The following is a 17,082-nucleotide window of genomic DNA, read 5'->3' as shown; positions in this document are numbered from 1 at the left end:
CTTACCCGACCGTATCCTTGCCCGGCGTCGGGCGCGTGGACCGGCCATAACAGGAGCGGACACAATAGAAATGGTCGTACCAGTGGTGTTCATAGTCGGGCTGATCGAAGACCTCGACATGATGGCAGCAGGCGCGCGCGGTCTTGCCCACATCCACCGTCCAGCGCAGATAATGGCTGTGGCAGCCGACGATCCAGATCAGCGCCTCGAATTCCGCGCAATGGACCGAATCGTCCAGTTTCGTGTCGAACTCTGCGCGTATCGTGCGGCGTTCTTTGGGGCCAAGGTTAAAACTGTTGGGGGAAAGCTTGACGCGCCCGGCATCAGGTCCCCCTGCAACGGCAGTAAAATTGCGCGGGCGAAAGTCGGTATTGGTCACCCGGATCTCGATGATCCCGGTGCTGCCGGGGCAGAGATCGCAATGGTATTCGCCAAGATCCTTCGGCATCCAGCACGGTTCCGGGATGTCACAGCAGTTATGCGCCTTCTGGCCCTGTGTCAGCGACGACAGAAAGCGCTGCGCGGTTCCGGCGAGGCTATCGACGATCTCTCCGGTCAGGTCCATCTGCCGCAGCATGATATCGGACATGCTGTCCATGGTGTCGCGCATCTCTTGCGCGGTGTCCTTGTGCTTTTTCTTCATCTGCTGTCCCCTTTCTTTTTCGGAGCACTCAGGGTCACGCGAACCACAAGCCGCAGGTGCTGCATGACCAAAGTGGCGTGGAACCGGCGGCCGGTACCAAGCGGTGTGCCGGGGTTCAGTGGCTCGGGCAGCGTGAACTCTCCGGTGATGTCGCGCGCCTCGCCGGGGGGCAGCGGTTTCTTGCTCTTGGCGGTCAGTTTGACGTGCATCAGCCCCAGATAAGACCGGCGCAGGCCCAGAATGAATTCGCCAAACACCTCAAGCGGTGCTTCGGCGTTCGAGCCATAAGCAGCGGCAAACGCACCGGCCAGCCCGTCAGAAGCAAAAAGCCCGGTGACACCGCCCGCAGGCACCGTCAACGCGACATTTCCGGTGTTCTTCACGAGAAACGACGCTTGCACGCTGTCGCCCGGACGCCCCGTGATCTCGATCGAGGAGGGGGACAGCCGCAGCTTTTTCTTTTCGGGCACATCCACGACAACCGGAAACTCGCCCGCGTCGCTGACCAGCACGGCCTTGTGCGCTCCGGGAGGCGCGCCGGTGCCGATCCGGGCCCTGATCCGTGTCTGGCCCTTGCGCGGCAAAAGCCTGGCCTTGACCTCGGCCCCAAGCTCGGACTTCAGATCGCCGTCAAGTTTCAGGACGGCCGAATGCGCGCGCTGCACCTCAAACGGGGCTATGCCCTGGCCCTTGCGCAGGCTGATGGTGTCGCCAAGATCAGCCATCGTCTTCAACGAGGTCTATGCGGTTCACGCTGCCTGCGATGGCCCCTGCGCTGTTGGTACTGCCCACCGGCCCGCAGATTTCGCAGGGGTTGGGCTTGTAATCTTCGGTGATGACTTGGGCCTCGCCACACAGATTGATGCAGAGCAGCTCATTACCGAGCAGCGACAGGCCGACCTTGAAATTCGCAGGCAAATGCGCCCGGATCGCGGGGATTTCTTTGAGCCTGAGCGAAAGGTCAATCGGATCGACGCCCAGCTGCACTTTGGGCAATTCCGTAACGCCGATCTTGATCTCTGGCAGTTCCAGCACCTTCAATTCGATTGTGGGCAATTCACGAACTCTAAGGTCCGTATCCAGGGACAGATCGCCATCAATTGTCGTTCCGCCGCTGAGGGTGAGGTCGATCTCATAGTCGTCAGGTACATCAACGCCCATGGTATTCTCCTTATTCGGGTCGGACCAAGGTATTGACGTTAGGTTAACAGAGATTTGAGATTCTGCGAAGGACGGCGTCAAGATGACCTGCGAGCGGGTTTGTTGTCACCCAATCATCGGGGCTGAATGTGCATCGTGAATTCGTGAAGCGTCGCAGAGACTGCCGTCCCAAAACGCACAATCACGACCAGCGCTGACCTGTCTGGTCAGGCCAAGACGTATCAGAGCGGCCCGTGAATGAAGATCAGAGCGGGCGTTTCGGCGATGACGGGCGGATGAGGGTGGCCACGCTCTGCGAATTGGTAGGCCCCGGCTCCAAAAGTCTGCGATCCAATCCTCAGCGTTCCTTCCAGCACCACGCAATGCTCGTCAACGGGATGTTCGTGCCTCGGGAGCTGACTGCCCTTGGCAAGTTCCACAAAGTAGCTGGCGCGCCCGGCATCGGCATCAATATGCACGATCTTGCGGCGCAGGCCGTCACCAAGCGTTTCCCAGATACCATCGTCGCTTTGCACGGTACGGATTCCTGGAGCGATGTTGGTCTGTGCGGCGATCGACTCCCACAATGCCGCAGGCGGTGGTGGGGCGTCGCCGGTCTCAAGCGCCAGAAAGTGGTCGGCCCAGGCCAATATGTCCGCCTCGGCGGGTGCATCCCGGTCCTGGTCATCGCCATCCAGCCCCAAATATCGCAACGCGGCGTCCGCGTCTGGCGTATCCTTGGGTTTTGTTTCGCGATCACTCATCTGGTCAGGCATTCCTTCAATGCAATCAAGCCACGCCGAAGCTGACTTTTCAATGTCCCAAGCGGCAGGTTCAGATTTTGACTCAGCTCGCTGTGGGTCAGCCCATAGAGATAGGCAAGGCGGATCGCGGAACGGATATGTGGCGCGAGCTCTTTCAGGCACTGCTCCAGCGCCATCCTCTCTTCCGAACCGGTCGCCTGCGACGGGCCAGCCTCATCGGGCCGGATCGCAACCTCCCTGTGCAGCCAGGGGCTTGCTCTCAACCTGTCGAGCGCGCGCCGCCGGACGATGGTGCATATCCACCCCATTGCCGATCCGTTTTCGGGACAAAAGCGCCCGGCACTTTGCCAGATGGATACAAACGCGTCATGCACCGCTTCCTCAGCCAGATCATCGCGGCCCAGAATGCGCCTGCAGATGGCGAGTTGAAGTGCTGCGGTCCGGTCGTAGAGCGCCTTGAAAGCGGCCATGTCACCATCTGATGTCAGGCTGAGTAGATCTTCGAGCGATGGCTCTTCGCGGTGCACAAGCTGGCCCATTCCGGTCTCCGGTCGCTACCTTCATGGTAGGCCAATTCGGGCAAGCTGGCTAGGTCGGCGGCCACACCCCGACACTTGGTCGGGATGCAGCTTCTTGCGCAACAGTTAGGGCTTTATGCACCGGTACAGGAACCTGCGGGCCGTGCGGAACGGATTGACCGCGTCACCTATCAGCGTGGCACGTTCATTCGTTATTCCAACGATCCGCCCACGGCAGTTGGGTCCACAGCGTCTCTGGGCTTCCTGCATGGCATTGACCATCGCATTGTTCAGCGCAAGTTGCTCGGTCGCGCCGCTGCCACCGATTATGAAGTCCCTGACACCAAGAGCCGCACAAGGATCGACCGGCGGAACTGGTGGCGCAGGTGGGACGGCTGGCGGCGTCACCGGTGTCGTCGGCGTGCTCGGCCGAGGCGTGCCGCCCGTACTGGGCAACTTAAGCCCGCCCTGTCCGCGAAAGTCGATGAGGATCAGAACGTTCACAATCGTAATGACAAGGAATTCGGTGTCGCGACGACGCAGGAACACGACAACTGTCACCAGAATAATGATGATCTTGATCATTGTCGGCGGATGCAGTCCGACCTCGGAAAGCGGAATGCCAAAGGAGGCAAGACACTCGACAAGTTCCGCCCTTTCGGGTGTCGGGCGAACCTGCAACGCGGCGGGTGTCAGTTCCAGCACGCGAAACAGCGCGTCCTCGCTTTGCCCGAGAAACCCGGTGAATACGGCCATGTCGTCCATATCCGGAAGCGAGGTCGCCCCGCTCGCGGCGTCCTGACAAAAGACATCGATGAGTGTGCTAAGCGTGTCGACCGCAGGCGCAACGCGCTCTCCCAGTTCGCCATTGTCCCTATCGCCCGGTTTGACCGGAGAACCCAGCCTGCCGTTCAATGACTTGACCGTCGATGTAAGCTTGTCGGCAGCCGTCACGACACCGACATCGCTGTCATCCTCGAAAGGCATCAGCTTCACCGCGTCCGCAAATCGCTCGGTCTCTGCCGCAAAGGCCAAAAATGGTTGTGGTAGCTCAGATGTATTGATCTTAAGCATTTGTAATCTCCTAGTGAAAATACGAAGCCTCTGTTGAGTGCTTCACCCATTAGATCGAGCGCGGAGGCGAAATGGATGCATTGCGCTTGCAAAAAAATCAGAAAGGCGGGCTGCAAAGATGGATCTGATGGGGCTTTGTTGAGGTATTTTACCTGACGATGCCGACCTCAGCGTTTCCTGAGTTCGTTGCGCCCTTCCTTCGCGTTTGGCGTGCATAAACGCTCTGGTGAAAGACCCGCACCTGTCACGCAGTGGCAGGTCGTGAGGGTGTCGACGTACTTGAGTATCAAATGGTGAGATTGTCGCCGATTTGTGCTATATTTCCCTTGTTTATTGCTACCAGCGCTGCGCCGCTGATGATTTTTTATTGAACATATCGGAGGATTTTTCATGCCGAAAATTACACTGAACGATCTTCGTCAAATGATTTTGGATGAAACGGTTTCTGAGGACGAAATCGCCCAGTACCTGATGGAGGACACAGACGCGCCTCCTGCATTTTCGCCACGGGTCAGTATCAATCCCGAGATGGTCGACGACCAGGGGCTTGAAGCTGACGTTGCAATGGCCGCATTTAACTCCTGGTCGAGACGGCGGAGACAACGGAAATACCGCCGCAAGATTGCAGGTGGTTGGACTGGGTTGAAAATCGTCTCGGAAGGCGACTCGTGGTTTCAGTATCCATTCCTGCTCAAGGACACGATTGATCATCTCTTTGATGACTATGCCATATACAGTCTTGGGGCAGCAGGAGACCTGGTCTCTGCCATGCTTGCACAAGACGAAATGCATGACGCGATCCGGGCCGAAAACCCGCATGTCTTTTTGCTCAGCGGTGGCGGAAATGACCTTTTGGGCGACGGGCGGCTTGCCACGGCCGTGCACCCTTTCGACCCGGCACGCGATCCCAAGGATTATCCGAACCAGAATTTTGCCGCGCGCCTCAACGAGGTTCTTGGGATTATGCGTCAGATTTTCGGAAGTCTGACGGCGGAGTTTCCGTCACTGAAAATCCTCTGCCACGGGTACGATTATGCAATACCGGACCGGGGCAAATGGCTCGGGCGACCGATGGCGCAGCTTGGTATCGAAGATAGCGGGCTTCAGGCCGCGATCGTGCGTGTCATGATCGATCGCTTCAACACGGGCCTTGTTGACCTAAGCGATGAATTTCCCGGCAGGGTCCATCGGGTAAACTGCACCAACGCGGTTGGTGCTGATGAATGGCATGATGAGCTTCATCCCGACCGGGACGGATTTGGAAAGGTTGCGGATCGCTATCGAGACCTGATCAACCATCTTTTCTCGGGGGCGGAAAGCCTGCGCAAACCTGCAGAGCCACTTTCACCCGGTCGAGAGGCGATGATCGCAACCGCCAAAGATCTTGGCGCATCAGAGTTCCGCGCCTTGGTGGATCACCGCGGCAGGGAGCTGTTGTCGAAACCACTTGCGCCGACAGCAAAAGAAGGAACCCGGCGAGAGATCGAGCGAGAGATATCAGACCATTTCGAAAAGATCTCGGGCGGAGCTGACTTTTTACCCGCGCATTTCCTGAGCAGAGGCGATACCCGCGCCCGGGCGGTGTGCAAAATCAACCTGCCTGGCGGTTCCGGGTCAGGCTTCCTGATTGGCGAGCGTGGCTTCATCATGACGAACAACCACGTTATCGCATCGATAGATGAAGCCCGGGACGCAATGGCGGAGTTCGACTTTGAAGAAGGGGCATCCAGTTTGACGGTAACGCTGGAACCTGACCGGTTCTTTGTCACGTCGGTTGAGCTTGATTTCACCATCGTCGGCTGCGACCCCTCGGCGGTATCACAAATCGAGCCGATCGCTCTGTTGCGAAGCCCGGCAACCATCACGCGGAACGAGAGGGTGAATATCATCCAGCACCCTCGCGGACGGCAAAAAGAAGTCGCCTTGCATGACAACAAGGTCAAACGCGTCAAAGACAAAGTCGTTTGGTACACGACGGATACCGAGCCGGGATCATCAGGGTCACCGGTTTTCAACAACGAATGGGGTCTGGTTGCCCTGCATCATGCGGGCTGGTTTGAAGCGGATGGAACAACCACGAACGAAGGTGTGCGCATGGCCGCCATCGTCTCGCATCTCATTGCGCTGTCTGCGGCGAATGAAAGCTCGTCAAACCGGTTGCGGGATCTGCTTTCGACCATACCCGATACCTCTCCGCATCTCGGTTTCTTTGATATTATGGGTATCACCGGCGCTGGTGTGCATGAGGTCGAGATTCCTGAATATCGCGGGTCTCAGGAATTTGCCGATGTGGGGTTCTGGAATATCGAGCATTTCAACGATCGGATTTCAGATGCCCGGGTCGACCAGGTGGCCGAGGTGCTGGCACATCTGTCACTGGACGCCATCGGACTGGTCGAGGTGCAGCGCGACGCGATGGAACGTGTGACTACCGCACTGCAACGCCTCGGCTACAGTTATGATTTCAAATATCTGAACGTACGCGGAAGCCAGGATCTGGCAGTTCTGTTTGACAGTTCGACGACTGAAGTCACGATAGCGCAGGACCTGCTGAACCGTCATCGTGATGCCTGGAACGCAAGAACCGCATCAGGGCACAGTGCCTTTCCCCGCCGTCCGATGATCGCCCGGGTAAAGATCGAGCACAAGGTTGCGCCCGCTGGGGCTCGCGAAAACGCCACAGTAGAGTTCATCATGATTGCCGTTCATCTCAAGGCGTTCGGAGATCCCCAAAGCCGATCGCGACGGCGACTGGCGTCGAACATTCTGGCCGAAGTCATAGAGGATATTCGCACGAGCGAAAACCTGCCCGTTGTATTGGGCGGAGACATGAACGAGACACTGAACACCGATGTTCTGAACGCCCTAACCGATGCACCCGATTTGATCGCACTGACGAGCGATGATGCCGACGATAATGCCCTTTCTTATGTCGGGCCGCGTCACCGGTCTTTGATCGATCACATTGTTGTCTCTGATGACGTGAAACTCGCGGATATCAGCGGTGACGATGCAGCCATCGTTCGACTGGACAAAAGCGTTTCCGACTTCGTCTCCGACATTTCGGATCATGTGCCTCTCGTGATCAGGATGATCAGCCGGGATAGCCCCCTGCAATTCAATTGAGGCGCTTTAAGCCCCACGTCGCGATTGCCATCCGATCAGGCTGAAGCATGCAAACAGGATTGCGGCGACGCAGACGATGGATGGGCCTGCCGGGGTGTCAAACAGGTAAGCTGATCTCAGCCCGGCAACAGCAGAAAAAGCGCCGATCGCCGCTGCGATCAACGCCATCGATTCCGGGGATCGCGCCAAACTGCGTGCGGCAGCGGCCGGGATGATCAGCATCGCAGCGATCAGCAAAACACCCACGACCTTGATCGCAACCGCCACGGTTACGGCAAGCGACAAGGTCAGGATCAACTGCTCGCGCTTGGGATCAAAACCGCTGGCATAGGCCAGTTCTTCGTTCAGGGTGGCCGTCAGCAGCTGCGACCATCGCCACGCGATCAGAGCCACCACAAGTGATGCCCCGCCCCAGATCACCGCCAGGTCGGCGCGTGACACGGCCAGAATGTCGCCAAACAGATAAGCCATCAAATCGATGCGAACACCGGACAGGAACGAGACGGCAACAAGACCAAAGGCCAGTGCAGAATGCGCCAGAACGCCCAGAAGCGTATCCATCGCATAGCCACGGCCAGTCAGCAGCGTCACGGTCAGTGCCATGATCAGTGCAACGGCCAGCGCACCAGCGAATATCGACATTTGAAACGTCAGTGAGAGTGCAACGCCGAGGATCGCCGCATGTGCCGTGGCATCCCCGAAATACGCCATGCGGCGCCACACGACAAAGCACCCGAGCGGTGCTGCGGCAAACGCAACGCCAACCCCTGCAAGCGTTGCACGCGTCATAAAGTCATCAAGCATTATTCTGCGGCTTCCTTGGGGTCTTCACCGTGGTCATGATGGTGATCGTGATGGTGCCGATACAGGGCGAGCGCGCCGCCTGTGCCGGTTCCAAACAGGGCGCGATATTCCGGGGCCGAGGCGACGACGGCAGGCGAGCCTTCGCAGCACACGTGCCCGTTGAGGCAAATAACCCTGTCTGATGCGCTCATGACCACGTGCAATTCGTGGCTGATCATCAATATGGCACAACCGGTTTCGCGGCGTACCGTTTCAATCTGTTGGTAAAAGGCCGCTGAACCCCGCTGGTCCAAACCCTGCGTCGCCTCGTCCAGCAGCAGAATGTCGGGCTGGTTTATCAGCGCCCGAGCCAGCAGAACCCGCTGAAACTGCCCACCCGAAAGCTGTGACATCTGGCGCTTCAGCAGATCAGGAACGCCAGCAGAGTCGAGCGCATCCATGCAGCGCTGCCGTGTTACAGGATTGGTCAAGCGCATGAACCGTTCAACCGTGATCGGCAGCGTAGGATCGATATGCAGCTTTTGTGGGACATACCCGATCTTGAGCCCCGGCTTCTGGATGACGCGCCCCGCATGGGGTTTGGTCGCGCCAATCACCGCGCGCAGCAAACTAGTTTTGCCAGACCCGTTTGGCCCCACGATGGTCACGATCTCGCCGGGTTCGATTGTCATGTCGACATGATGCAGAACGGTGTTGGTACCATAGCGGACACTGAGACCTTCGACAGAAACAAGAGACATCTTCAGGCCTTCTTGGTGCAATCGGGGCAGACGCCTTCGGCTTCTACAACCGTTCGCTCAATCTCAAACCCAACCGCGCGGGCGGCAGCGCCAAGCGCCCCTTTGGCCGGGGCAGATTGCGCCTCGGCCACCGCGTCACATTTGCGGCAGATCATGAAAGCAGGTGAATGGGTTGCTCCCGGATGTGCGCAGGCGACAAATGCATTCAGGCGTTCGATCTTATGCACGAACCCGTTCTCGACCAGAAAATCAAGCGCCCGGTACGCCACCGGTGGCTGCGACCCGAAGCCTTCTTCGCGCAAGCGATCAAGGATCGCATAAGCGCCAAGTGCCCGATGTTCCTGCACCAGCATCTCCAACACCTTGCGGCGAACCGGAGTCAAACGCAGCCCTTCTTCCCGGCACCGTTTCTCGGCGTTTGCCAGCGCTGTCTCAACGCAGGTCTCGTGGTCATGCTGTTGAAACCCGATCAGGGCCGAGTCATCGGCTGGCACGGGTCGCGTATCACTTGTCATGTTATTCCATATCATGTATGCCGCTCGCAATGTTATACAATCACATAGAGGGTCTGATGTCCAGAAAGCTCCTTCCAGTTTCGATCACCGCTGCGTTAATGGGTGGAACGGCAATGGCGGATGTTCCGAATGTCGCGGTCGATATCGCACCGGTGCATTCGCTGGTGGCGCGTGTCATGGATGGGGTTGGAACACCTGATCTGATTGTTCAGCCGGGCGCCTCGCCCCATGAATACAACCTGCGCCCCTCCGAGGCGGCAGCGCTGCAAGAGGCGGACCTTGTGTTCTGGCTTGGCGAGGATCTGACACCCTGGATGGGGGGTGCGGTTGAAACCCTTGCTGACGGCGCAACTGTCACGACTCTGCTGGAGTCCGACGGCACTGTCCTTCTGGACTTCCGCGAAGGGGCTTTGTTCGAAGCGCATGACCATGACCACGGCGATGACGAGCATGGCCATGACGATCACGATGATCATGACGCGCATGCCGAAGACGAAGGGCATGAGGGCCACGATCATGAAGAGCACGCGGAAGACCACGGGCACGAGGACCACGGGCACGAGGACCACGCCGAAGACAGGGATCATGACCACGGCGACGAGCATGCGGAAGGGGAAGATCACGCCGGGCATGACGATCACGATGATCATGCCCATGGCGATCACGACCCTCACGCCTGGTTGTCACCTGAAAATGCGAATACCTGGCTGAACCTGATCGCAGCGCAGCTCTCCACTGCCGATCCGGACAATGCAGGCGCTTATTTTGCCAATGCGGCAGCGGCACGCGCAGAAATGGATGCGCTTTCCGCAGAGGTGGCCGCAACGCTCGAACCAGTGCGCGGCGGCAGCTTCATCGTATTCCACGATGCCTATCAGTATTTCGAGAATGCCTTCGATTTCCCGGCTTCGGGTGCGATCTCAATCGCGGATGCGACGGACCCCAGCCCCGCACGCATCGCCGAGATTCAGGCGCGCATCAAGGATGAGGGCGTTGACTGTGTTCTGGCTGAACCGCAATTCAACCCCGGAATTGTCGATACCGTACTCGACGGAACCGATGCCAAGACCGGTGTGATCGATCCGCTTGGATCCGATCTGAACCCCGGAGCGGGCCTGTATCCGCAGGTTATCCGCAACTTGGCCACCACCCTGGCCGAGTGCCTTTGAGCCACGTTATCGGCCCGGTCGAAATGATCCTTCGGTCGGGCCAAGCAACGTCAGGGACAGCACAGGTTAACAGGTACCGTGCCTAAAGAGTCGTCGTTGTCCCTGGCGCCAAAAGGTCGAGCACTCCCAAATCGCTTGATCACCAGTGTTTTCAACTTGAGCTGTCACGATGATTTGGCCCGTTTGTTTTTTCTCCACAAGAAATGTGATGATATTACATAATGAATCAAGGAGAAAGCAGTGATTTCCCAAGCAACAAACAGTGTTGAGGACATAACGGACCGGCGGATACCGGTCACCGTTCTGACCGGCTTTCTGGGGGCCGGAAAGACGACGCTTCTGAACGCGGTGCTATCCGAATCCTCGACCGGGAAAATCGCTGTGATCGTGAATGAATTCGGCGAAGCCGGGCTGGACCACGACCTGATCGAATCCGTTGAAGACGAGATCGTGCTAATGCAGTCGGGCTGCCTGTGCTGTTCCATTCGCGGCGATCTGTCCGGGACCATCGCAGATCTGATCGAGCGACGAGATGACGGAGTCCTTCGGTTTGAACGGATCGTTATCGAAACGACCGGCCTTGCGGACCCGGGCCCTATTCTGCAGACGCTTCTGGTCGATCCCGAACTGGCGCGCGCCACCCGCATGGACGGGCTGGTCACCGTTGTTGACGCGGCCAACGGGCCAGCCACACTGGACGCGCAGTTCGAGGCCGTTTCCCAAGTTGCGATGGCTGATCTCATCCTGCTCAGCAAGACAGATCTGGTCCCACCCGCCGCAGCAGATGCGCTTGCACTCCGCCTGAGTGGTCTGAACCCCACCGCGCAGATCGAACGACCGGTTGGCGGGCGCTTCAAGCTCAACAAACTGTGGGGGCTGAGCGGCCTGCGCAAGGACATCAGCCCGAAAGATGCGATTGCGTGGACCACACCTGCGCTGCCGCCTGAATTTGACCCGCTTGGCAACCTCTCTGGCCTCTCCGGCCCCAAGGCATCGCCCATGGCCATGCCTCCTCATGACAAACGGATCAGCTCGGCCTCGATCGTGCTGGACGCGCCGCTGAAAGACGCGGCTTTTGACCTTTGGCTGGACTCGCTGATCGCGCTCAAGGGCCCGGACATTCTGCGCGTCAAGGGCATCGTGTTCCTCAATGGTATCGAAACACCCTTCGTGTTCCATGGCGTCCAACACATTTTCGACCCGCCCGTCCCGATGAAGAACTGGGAGGGCGACGACCGCCGCTCGCGCATTGTGGTCATCGCCCGCGACCTTGGCCGTCCCGAGTTGCAGCGCAGCCTCGACATGCTGCGCGCCCATCAACCCGATTCCACCACGAAAGATAAGGTGTTTCTGACCCATGACTGATACCCGTCTTCCCGTCACCGTGTTGTCCGGCTTCCTGGGCGCCGGAAAAACCACCCTGCTGAACGGCGTGCTGAACAACCGCGAAGGCAGGCGTGTCGCTGTGATCGTAAACGATATGTCCGAGGTGAATATCGACGCCGATCTTGTGCGCGCCGAAACCGAGCTGAGCCGCACCGACGAGACGCTGGTCGAGATGTCGAACGGCTGTATCTGCTGCACCCTGCGGGATGACCTGCTGGCCGAAGTCCGGCGGTTGGCTGTTGAAGGCCGGTTCGATTACCTGCTGATCGAGTCGACCGGCATCTCTGAACCCTTGCCCGTGGCTGCGACCTTTGACTTCCGCGACGAGCATGACGAAAGCCTGTCGGATGTCGCCCGTCTCGACACGATGGTTACGGTTGTGGACGCGGTGAACCTGCTCAACGATTTCTCAAGCCATGATTTTCTGCGCGACCGTGGTGAAACACTCGGGGACGAGGATGAACGCACACTGGTTCACCTGCTGACGGACCAGATTGAATTTGCCGATGTCGTCATCCTCAACAAGGTGGACGATGCGGGCCCGGATCGTACCGATGCTGCGCGAAAGATCATTCGCAGCCTGAATGCCGATGCCCAAATCATCGAGACGAACCATTCCGAGGTTGCAAGTTCAGCAATCCTGAATACCGGGCTGTTCGATTTCGACGCCGCCCACGAACATCCGATGTGGGCCAAAGAGCTTTACGGCTTTGCCGACCATGTCCCGGAAACCGAAGAATACGGCGTTTCATCTTATGTATACCGCGCGCGCCGTCCGTTTGAGCCCGAGAAAATCCTGGCCGTGCTGAACGACGACATGCCCGGCGTGATCCGCGCCAAAGGTCATTTCTGGATCGCATCCAGACCCGCTTGGGTTGCCGAATTCTCGCTTGCCGGTGCGCTGTCAAGCGTCAAACCAATTGGAACCTGGTGGGCATCGGTACCAAAGGAACGCTGGCCCGATCACCCATCGGCGTTGAACTATATTGAGCAGCATTGGATGGCCCCCTGGGGTGACCGGCGGCAGGAGATCGTCTTTATCGGCGCGGATATCGATTGGCTGGCCCTGAAGTCGAGGCTCGACGGCTGCCTGCTGCCCGAAACCCTTGCCGCAGACCCGGAGAGCCTTCCGCAGGACTTGCCGGATCCCTTTCCACTGTGGCGCCGCGTGGAGGATGCCGCATGAGCTACGCCCGGACCGAGATCAAAAACGCAGCGGTGGGTGTTGGCATCACCGATAAACCAGACGGGTTGGCACGAATTTCTCAGGCCGGATGCGCGGCGACGCTCTGGCGTCGCCAGCTTGCCTCTGAATTTCAAACTTGGATCAATGCACTGGATCCTTCGAAACTGCCCAAGGCGCGGCTCGTGCTGCGCCCGGACGCCGCGAAAAATGCAGTGCGCCACCTATGCGATACCTCGGATATCGAAGACGTCCCCGAACGCGCCTGGCTTGAAGAGGATATCTCGGACCTCGCCACGCGTTTTGCAGAGATGATGCGCGCGCCCTATCTGCGCCTTCGCCTGGATGTGATCACCACAGACGCGTGCAAGAAGTTCCACATCGATGCAATTCATGCCCGGTTGATCTGCACCTATCGGGGAACAGGAACCCAATATGGTATTTCGCCAGATGGCGAAGATCCTAAACGGGTCTTCACCTTGGGCACCGGAGCGCCAATGGTCATGCGCGGCACGCTTTGGCCGCAAAGCCCGCCCTCTGGCCTGCTGCACCGTTCGCCACCCATCGCGAGTACGGGCGAAACACGTCTGGTTCTTGTGCTTGATCCGGTCTTTGACACCGATGAGGTCGAGTGATGGGTCGCAACCTTGGCCAGACAAAACTCCGCAAGCGCCGCCGCAGAGAAGATCCAATGCGCGAATTTGACCGGCTCCCACCGGTTTTGCGGGCCTGGATTACGCAGGCGGCCTTGCCCTGGCGACCGCGTTCGGTCCTGCGCGCTTACAACAAGGCGCTTGCCCAGACAGGAGACCAAAGCCGGGCATTGGACGAATTGGGGCACCTTGAGGCGGCACAGATAGCAAAAGATAGCCAGTTGGCATGTCAAGGAAGCTTTGGCGCCGCCACATGATTTAAACGACTGACCTTACGCGCCTTGAAGGCGCCTCCGATCCCTTACCTTTATGAGTCCGTTCAGTGATAGGAGACAGGTTACGGCCCGGCCGCCCAAGCCCGGCGTCCAAAGGAAACCCTGCCAGCGCTGACCGACAGGGTGAGGGGCAAGCCCGTTAGAAATGCGCAGACCGGCTCAGGGCGGGTTTCGCCAGCGGCGGCGCGAACTTTGTCAGATCGATACCCTCAACGGCGACCTTGTATTCGTCCAAGGTGGGCGTTCGGCCCAAAATCGCGGAAAGGACCACAACCGGGGTCGAGCCCAGCAGGGACTCGCCTTTCTTGGTTGCGGAATCCGCCACAACCCGCCCCTGGAACAGCCGTGTTGAGGTGGCAAGCACCGTGTCGCCCTTGGCCGCCTTTTCCTGGTTGCCCATGCACAGGTTGCAGCCCGGGCGTTCGAGATAAAGTATGTTCTCATACTCTGTCCGCGCCGTCTGCTTGGGCGCGGCGTCATCGAACTCGAAACCGCAATACTTTTGTAGGATGGCCCAGTCGCCCTCTTCCTTGAGCTCATCAATGATATTGTAGGTCGGAGCGGCAACCACCAGAGGCGCCTTGAATTCGACCTTGCCGTATTCGGCCTCAAGGTTGCGCAACATCTGGGCGACAATCTTGATATCGCCCTTATGCACCATGCAAGAGCCGACAAACCCAAGATCGACCTTCTTTTCCGCGCGGTAAAACGAGATCGGGCGGATCGTGTCATGGGTATAGCGCTTGGACACATCCGCGTTGTTCACATCGGGATCGGCAATCATCGGTTCGATGATGTCGTCCAGATCGACGACCACTTCGGCAAAGTATTTGGCGCTGTCATCAGGAGTCAGCGCCGGTTTTTCACCAGATCTGATCTGGGCAATCCGCTGGTCGGCGATGTCGATCAGCGCCTGCAGCATCCGGGCATCATTATCCATTCCCTTTTCGATCATGATCTGGATGCGCGACTTAGCGATTTCCAGCGACTCAATCAGCGTGTCATCGTTGGAAATACAGATCGACGCCTTCGCCTTCATTTCGGCCGTCCAGTCGGTGAAGGTAAAGGCCTGGTCCGCCAGTAGAGTGCCGATATGGACCTCGATAATCCGACCCTGAAAGACGTTGTCGCCGTGCTGCGCCAGCATCTGCGCCTGCGTGGCATGGACCACATCGCGGAAATCCATGTGCGGGGCCATCTGGCCCTTGAAGGTCACCTTGACCGATTCCGGGATGGGCATCGTCGCCTCACCGGTCGCCAGCGCCAATGCCACGGTGCCGGAATCCGCGCCAAAAGCCACGCCCTTGGACATGCGGGTGTGACTGTCGCCGCCAATAATGATCGCCCAGTCATCCACGGTGATGTCATTGAGCACCTTGTGGATCACATCTGTCATCGCGTTATAAACATTCTTGGGATCGCGAGCGGTGATCAGGCCGAACTTATGCATGAACGCCATAAGCCGCGGCGTATTTGCCTGCGCCTTCAGATCCCAGACCGAGGCCGTGTGGCAACCAGACTGATAAGCGCCGTCCACCGATGGGGACAGAACCGTGGCGGCCATGGCCTCAAGCTCCTGGCTGGTCATCAGGCCGGTGGTGTCCTGACTGCCCACGATGTTCACCTTGACCCGCACATCCGAACCTGCGTGCAGAACCTTGCCCGGTGTGTTGCCCCGTGCATTGGCGTTAAAGATCTTCTCAACTGCGGTAAGCCCCTGACCCTCATGGCTGATTTCCCTGGAGCGTGCGAAGGCGGATTTGAGCTCGACGCCCAGCGCCTCGCAGGCAAACGTCTGGAGCTTTTTGCCAAAGACAATGGCATAGGAGCCGCCCGCCTTCATGAACTCCATCTTTTGCGGCGTGAACGAGCCAGCCATGTCCACCAGTTCCTGGCTGCCATCCGCATTATAGAGCTTCTTGTCTTTGGTATTGATCGTCAGGACCGTGCCTGTTTCGACCGAATATTTCTGCTCAAGAATGGGGTTGCCATCATTGTTGAGGATCGGTTTGCCGTCCTCATCGGTTTTCCTGACCCAGTTCTTCAGGTCGACACCGATCCCGCCCGTCACGCCGACAGTGGTCAGAAAGATCGGAGAAATTCCGTTTGTCCCGGCCACAACCGGCGCGATGTTCACGAACGGCACATAGGGGCTGGCCTGTTTGCCGGTCCACAGCGCCACATTGTTCACCCCCGACATCCGCGAGGACCCGACGCCCATGGTGCCCTTTTCGGCAATCAGCATCACGCGTTTGTCGGGATGCTGAAGCTTCAGCGCTTCGATCTCTTTCTGCGCCTCTTCTGAAATCAGGCATTTGCCGTGCAACTCGCGGTCAGAGCGCGAATGTGCCTGGTTGCCGGGCGACAGAAGGTCGGTGGAGATGTCGCCTTCGGCCGCGACATAGGTGACAACCTTGACCTCCTCGTCCAGCTCGGGAAGCTTGGTAAAGAACTCGGCCTTGGAATAGCTGTCAAGGATATCTGCAGCCATGGCGTTGCCCGCATCAAAGGCTTCTTTCAGCCGATCGGTATCCGCCTCGTAGAGAAACACTTGTGTTTTCAGAACCTCGGCCGCATCACGCGCGATCGCCGCATAGGTTCCAAGCGCCAGATCCAGCAGCACCCCAACCGATGGTCCACCCTTCATGTGGGACAACAGCTCGAAAGCAAAGGCCGGCGTGATTTCTTCAACAACCGCCTGACCCAGAATGATCTCTTTCAGAAACCGGGCTTTTTCACCCGCAGCGCTGGTGGTGCCTGGCAGCGTATTGTAGATGAAGTAGTGCAGACAATCCTGACGATGCGCGCTGCTTGAATCCTTGATGTGAGCGATGACCTCTTTGGTCAAAGCGCCCTCATCGATGGGCTTGGGGCTCAGCCCCTGTTCCTTGCGGGCTTCAATTTCGGCTAGATAGTCTGTGTACAGGCTCATGAGGCGTTCCAAATGTGGCGGTCTGGGTAAGGCGTACGAGGCTCAGGGAGCTTCGGTTGTGACCATATGGTATACTTTCGTATACATTGCAAGCGCTGACTTATGCTCTGCGCAACCTTCTGCCCGGTCAGAAGCGGTAACAGGCAAGCAACCAGCACCG

16 protein-coding genes are annotated in these 17,082 nt (G+C 58.3%); 6 read left to right on the top strand and 10 right to left on the bottom strand.

Features of this window, described 5'->3' with window-relative positions; genetic code table 11:
* Window position 1 precedes the first annotated feature (1 nt).
* From AB1E34_RS07080 to AB1E34_RS07055, 6 genes are all read right to left on the bottom strand, one after another.
* The gene (locus AB1E34_RS07080) at window positions 2-643 is read right to left on the bottom strand and encodes a hypothetical protein (protein WP_372571636.1); all 642 of its coding nucleotides are present in this window, start codon (window positions 641-643) and stop codon (window positions 2-4) included.
* Window positions 640-1,368 carry a hypothetical protein gene (locus AB1E34_RS07075; RefSeq protein WP_372571635.1) on the bottom strand — a complete coding sequence of 243 codons (729 nt, stop codon included), beginning with the start codon at window positions 1,366-1,368 and terminating at the stop codon, window positions 640-642. Before AB1E34_RS07075 ends, AB1E34_RS07080 begins: the two co-directional genes overlap by 4 nt.
* Window positions 1,361-1,804 (bottom strand): hypothetical protein, encoded by a 444-nt coding sequence (locus AB1E34_RS07070; RefSeq protein WP_372571634.1) that lies wholly within the window; start codon window positions 1,802-1,804, stop codon window positions 1,361-1,363. The genes AB1E34_RS07075 and AB1E34_RS07070 overlap by 8 nt, the downstream gene beginning before the upstream one ends.
* A gap of 221 nt (window positions 1,805-2,025) precedes the next feature.
* A complete protein-coding gene (locus AB1E34_RS07065; protein ID WP_372571633.1) occupies window positions 2,026-2,547 on the bottom strand; it encodes a cupin domain-containing protein in 522 nt (173 codons plus the stop codon).
* Entirely contained in the window at window positions 2,544-3,086 is a 543-nt protein-coding gene (locus tag AB1E34_RS07060) for a sigma-70 family RNA polymerase sigma factor (RefSeq protein ID WP_372571632.1), read from the bottom strand. The genes AB1E34_RS07065 and AB1E34_RS07060 overlap by 4 nt, the downstream gene beginning before the upstream one ends.
* 105 nt (window positions 3,087-3,191) lie before the next feature.
* Window positions 3,192-4,139, bottom strand: coding sequence for a hypothetical protein (locus AB1E34_RS07055; protein ID WP_372571631.1), 948 nt, complete (start codon window positions 4,137-4,139; stop codon window positions 3,192-3,194).
* Window positions 4,140-4,529: 390 nt separating this feature from the next.
* Between AB1E34_RS07055 and AB1E34_RS07050 the strand changes: the two genes are divergently transcribed.
* Complete coding sequence (locus AB1E34_RS07050; protein ID WP_372571630.1) at window positions 4,530-7,265, top strand: trypsin-like peptidase domain-containing protein; 2,736 nt, start codon at window positions 4,530-4,532, stop codon at window positions 7,263-7,265.
* A 6-nt stretch (window positions 7,266-7,271) separates the two neighbouring features.
* On the opposite strand, the gene AB1E34_RS07045 is transcribed toward AB1E34_RS07050, so the two are convergent.
* The 3 genes from AB1E34_RS07045 to AB1E34_RS07035 are packed head-to-tail and all read right to left on the bottom strand — an operon-like array spanning window position 7,272 to window position 9,324.
* Entirely contained in the window at window positions 7,272-8,069 is a 798-nt protein-coding gene (locus AB1E34_RS07045; RefSeq protein ID WP_372571629.1) for a metal ABC transporter permease, read from the bottom strand.
* Window positions 8,069-8,809 carry a metal ABC transporter ATP-binding protein gene (locus AB1E34_RS07040; RefSeq protein WP_372571628.1) on the bottom strand — a complete coding sequence of 247 codons (741 nt, stop codon included), beginning with the start codon at window positions 8,807-8,809 and terminating at the stop codon, window positions 8,069-8,071. Before AB1E34_RS07040 ends, AB1E34_RS07045 begins: the two co-directional genes overlap by 1 nt.
* 2 nt (window positions 8,810-8,811) lie before the next feature.
* A complete protein-coding gene (locus tag AB1E34_RS07035; RefSeq protein WP_372571627.1) occupies window positions 8,812-9,324 on the bottom strand; it encodes a transcriptional repressor in 513 nt (170 codons plus the stop codon).
* A 56-nt stretch (window positions 9,325-9,380) separates the two neighbouring features.
* On the opposite strand from AB1E34_RS07035, the gene AB1E34_RS07030 reads away from it, so the two are divergent.
* The 5 genes from AB1E34_RS07030 to AB1E34_RS07010 all read left to right on the top strand — a co-directional run bounded on the left by AB1E34_RS07030 (window position 9,381) and on the right by AB1E34_RS07010 (window position 13,972).
* Complete coding sequence (locus tag AB1E34_RS07030; RefSeq protein WP_372571626.1) at window positions 9,381-10,493, top strand: zinc ABC transporter substrate-binding protein; 1,113 nt, start codon at window positions 9,381-9,383, stop codon at window positions 10,491-10,493.
* A gap of 240 nt (window positions 10,494-10,733) precedes the next feature.
* Window positions 10,734-11,858 carry a CobW family GTP-binding protein gene (locus AB1E34_RS07025; protein WP_372571625.1) on the top strand — a complete coding sequence of 375 codons (1,125 nt, stop codon included), beginning with the start codon at window positions 10,734-10,736 and terminating at the stop codon, window positions 11,856-11,858.
* A complete protein-coding gene (locus tag AB1E34_RS07020; RefSeq protein WP_372571624.1) occupies window positions 11,851-13,065 on the top strand; it encodes a GTP-binding protein in 1,215 nt (404 codons plus the stop codon). Before AB1E34_RS07025 ends, AB1E34_RS07020 begins: the two co-directional genes overlap by 8 nt.
* A complete protein-coding gene (locus tag AB1E34_RS07015) occupies window positions 13,062-13,697 on the top strand; it encodes a DUF1826 domain-containing protein (protein ID WP_372571623.1) in 636 nt (211 codons plus the stop codon). Before AB1E34_RS07020 ends, AB1E34_RS07015 begins: the two co-directional genes overlap by 4 nt.
* The gene (locus AB1E34_RS07010) at window positions 13,697-13,972 is read left to right on the top strand and encodes a DUF6525 family protein (RefSeq protein WP_372571622.1); all 276 of its coding nucleotides are present in this window, start codon (window positions 13,697-13,699) and stop codon (window positions 13,970-13,972) included. Before AB1E34_RS07015 ends, AB1E34_RS07010 begins: the two co-directional genes overlap by 1 nt.
* Window positions 13,973-14,129: 157 nt before the next feature.
* Here the strand turns inward: AB1E34_RS07010 and AB1E34_RS07005 are convergent, their stop codons facing one another.
* Entirely contained in the window at window positions 14,130-16,922 is a 2,793-nt protein-coding gene (locus AB1E34_RS07005) for a bifunctional aconitate hydratase 2/2-methylisocitrate dehydratase (RefSeq protein ID WP_372571621.1), read from the bottom strand.
* Window positions 16,923-17,082: the final 160 nt, after the last annotated feature.

Origin of the sequence: Ruegeria jejuensis, assembly GCF_041537905.1 — a bacterium.
Classification (GTDB): domain Bacteria; phylum Pseudomonadota; class Alphaproteobacteria; order Rhodobacterales; family Rhodobacteraceae; genus Ruegeria_C.
This window is presented reverse-complemented; position numbering and strand designations above follow the sequence as displayed.